The organism is Burkholderia sp. Ac-20349 (assembly GCF_017104865.1).
Classification (GTDB): Bacteria; Pseudomonadota; Gammaproteobacteria; order Burkholderiales; family Burkholderiaceae; genus Burkholderia; species Burkholderia aenigmatica.
The window spans coordinates 1-3,508 of record NZ_JAAGPM010000280.1 but is presented as its reverse complement, the minus strand read 5'-3'; the positions used below and the strand labels follow the sequence as shown (position 1 = coordinate 3,508).

Genomic DNA, 3,508 nt, shown 5'->3' with positions numbered 1-3,508 from the left:
TGTTTTTCAGCGCGATCTCGATCAGCCGCTGCAGGCGCGGATCGACGAAGAACTCGCGCCAGCCGATGGCGGTCGCGGCCTGGCCGTTCGCGCTGCGCGCGCCGGCCGCACCCGGCTGCGTCGCGTAGACGCCACCGGCCGGGTACGCCTGCGCGACGGGTGCATCGGGCCGCTTGTAATGCGGCGCCATCGTGCAGCCCGTGGCGAAGAGCGCGGCGGCCAGTGCGACCGCGGTTGCAGTCAAAGCGTGTTTTTGCATCATCACTGTCCCTTGTTGCCTTCGTCGCCGTTGCCCGGCTTCTCTTCGTGGTGCGAGTGCTCCTGAGCCAGGCGCAGCGCCTCGTCGACGTCTTCCTTCTCGCCGCTGAAGATCGCGCGGATCTTCACGAAGAACATCGGGATCATGAAGATCGCGAGGAACGTCGCCGTGATCATCCCGCCGATCACGCCCGTACCGATCGCGTGCTGGCTGGCCGAACCCGCGCCGTTGCTGATCGCGAGCGGCATCACACCGAGAATGAACGCGAGCGACGTCATCAGGATCGGACGCAGCCGCAGGCGCGCTGCTTCCAGCGCGGCCTCGATCGGCCCCATCTTCTCCGTCATCTGCAGTTCGCGCGCGAACTCCACGATCAGAATCGCGTTCTTCGCGGACAAGCCCACGGTGGTCAGCAGGCCGACCTGGAAGAACACGTCGTTCTCGAGGCCGCGCATCGTTGCCGCCAGCAGTGCACCGATCACGCCGAGCGGCACCACCATGATCACCGAGAACGGGATCGACCAGCTTTCATACAGCGCCGCGAGACACAGGAACACGACGAGGATCGAGATCGCGTACAGGATCGGCGCCTGCGAACCGGACTGGATTTCCTGGAACGACAGGCCGGTCCACGAATAGCCGATACCGACCGGCAGCTTCTTCGCGAGCCCTTCCATCGCGGCCATCGCCTGACCGGTCGACTTGCCCGGTGCGGCCTGACCCTGGATTTCCATCGCCGACACACCGTTGTAGCGCTCGAGCTTCGGCGAACCGTACGTCCAGTGACCGGTCGCGAACGAGCTGAACGGCACCATCCCGCCCGACCCGTTGCGCACGTACCAGATGTTCAGGTCTTCCGGCGTCATCCGGAACGGTGCGTCTGCCTGCACGTAGACCTTCTTGATCCGGCCGTCGGTATCCAGGAAGTTGTTCACGTACTTCGACGCCCATGCGATCGAGAACGTCTGGTCGATCGCATCCGCCGTCACGCCGAGCGCGTTCGCCTTCTCGCGATCGATGTCGACCTTGTACTGCGGCGTATCGTTCAGGCCGTTCGGACGCACGCCCTGCAGCGTCGGATCCTTCGAGGCCATCCCGAGCAGCTGGTTACGCGCGGCCATCAGTGCATCGTGGCCGAGACCCGCGTTGTCCGTCAGCTCGAAGTCGAAGCCGGCAGCCGTCCCGAGTTCAGGAATCGACGGCGGGTTGAACGGGATCACGATCGCGTCCTTGTAGCCCGCGTAGCGCCCGAACATCCGGCCGATCAGCGCCTGCACCTTCTGGTTCGCATGCTGACGCTGCGAGTAGTCCTTCAGGCGCACGAACACGAGACCGGAGTTCTGGCCGCGGCCCGCGAAGCTGAAGCCGTTGACCGTGAACGCCGATTCGACGATTTCCTTCTCGTCCTTCAGCAGGTAGTCGGAAATGTTCGCGAGCGTCTTCGCGGTCGTTTCCTGCGTCGAGCCCGACGGCGTCTGCACGATCACGAACATCAGGCCCTGGTCTTCATCCGGCAGGAACGACTTCGGCAGGCGCACGAACAACAGGCCGACCGCGACGATCACGACCAGGTAGATGATGAGCCAGCGGCCCGACCGCTTGATCACGTGGTGCACGCCGACGTGGTACTTGTCGCGGCTGTTGTTGAACGTGCGGTTGAACCAGCCGAAGAAGCCCTTCTTCTCTTCGTGATGCCCTTGCGGGATCGGCTTGAGGATCGTCGCGCACAGTGCCGGCGTCAGAATCAACGCGACCAGCACCGACAGCACCATCGCCGACACGATCGTCAGCGAGAACTGACGATAGATCGCGCCGACCGACCCGCCGGAGAACGCCACCGGCACGAACACCGCCGACAGCACGAGCGCCACGCCGACGAGTGCGCCGGTGATCTGGCCCATCGCCTTGCGGGTCGCCTCCTTCGGTGACAGGCCCTCTTCCGCCATCACCCGCTCGACGTTCTCCACCACCACGATCGCATCGTCGACCAGCAGGCCGATCGCGAGCACGAGGCCGAACATCGACAGCGTGTTGATCGAGAAGCCCACCATCGACATGATCGCGAACGTGCCGAGCAACACGACCGGCACCGCGATCGTCGGGATGATCGTCGCCCGCAGGTTCTGCAGGAACAGATACATCACGAGGAACACCAGCACGATACCTTCGAGCAGCGTCTTGACCACTTCCTCGATCGACAGCTTCACGAACGGCGTCGTGTCGTACGGGTACTTCACGACGAGGCCGTGCGGGAAGAACGGTGCCAGTTCGTCGATCTTCGCGCGCACGGCCTTCGCGGTTGCGAGCGCGTTCGCGTTGGTGGCGAGCTGGATACCGAGTGCCGCGGTCGGCTGACCGTTGTACTTCGTGTCGAAGTTGTAGTTTTCGCCGCCGAGTTCGATCTTCGCGACATCCTTCAGGCGAACCTGCGAACCGTCCTGGTTAACCTTCAGCAGGATGTTGCCGAACTGCTCGGGCGTCTGCAGCAGCGTCGATTCGGTGATCGTCGCCTGCAGCATGGTGCCCGGCGTGGCCGGCGTGCCGCCGATCTGGCCGCCTGCGATCTGCACGTTCTGTGCGGCGATCGCGGTCGACACGTCGACCGGCGTGAGGCCGTAGTTCGTCAGGCGGTTCGAATCGAGCCAGACCCGCATCGCGTACTGCGAGCCGAACAGCGTGACGGTACCGACGCCGTTCAACCGGCTGATCGGATCCTTCACGTGCGACGCCACGAAGTTCGCGAGGTCGTACTTGTTCATGCTGCCGTCTTCGGAGTTGAAGGCGAGCACCAGCAAGAAGCTGCTGCTCGACTTCGTCACCGAAAGACCGAGCTGCTGCACGACCTGCGGCAGAATCGGCGTCGCGAGCGACAGCTTGTTCTGCACCTGAACCTGCGCGATGTCGGCGTTGGTACCCGGCGCGAAGGTCAGCGTGATCGTCGCGTTGCCCGAGTCATCGCTGGTCGACGACATGTACAGGAAGTTGTCGAGACCGCTCATCTGCTGCTCGATCACCTGCGTCACCGTGTCTTCCACCGTCTTCGCGGAAGCGCCCGGGTAGTTCGCGGTGATCTGGATCGATGGCGGCGCGATCGTCGGATACTGCGAGATCGGCACCGAGGGGATGGTCTTCGACGGGTTGTAGCCCAGCGCGGACAGCATCGTCGACGCCAGCCCGGTCGTTGCCGCGATGTCGCTCCAGCCGACATCGGCCATTCGCACGTTTCTGCAGGTCGCCGGCTCGGCCGCG

General features: G+C 64.1%; 1 protein-coding gene and 1 pseudogene. Both read right to left on the bottom strand.

Annotated elements, in window-relative coordinates:
• A pseudogene (locus tag G3N61_RS38335) lies at positions 1 to 262 on the bottom strand (multidrug transporter); the annotation flags it as partial.
• On the bottom strand, positions 262 to 3,420 hold the full coding sequence (locus G3N61_RS38330; RefSeq protein WP_241018119.1) for an efflux RND transporter permease subunit: 3,159 nt from the start codon (positions 3,418 to 3,420) through the stop codon (positions 262 to 264). The gene G3N61_RS38330 and the pseudogene G3N61_RS38335, both read right to left, overlap by 1 nt.
• Positions 3,421 to 3,508 lie beyond the last annotated feature (88 nt).

Coding starts and splice junctions, on each gene's coding strand:
- G3N61_RS38330 (WP_241018119.1), bottom strand. CDS start 3,420: ATGCTGTCCGCGCTGGGCTACAACCCGTCGAAGACCATCCCCTCGGTG.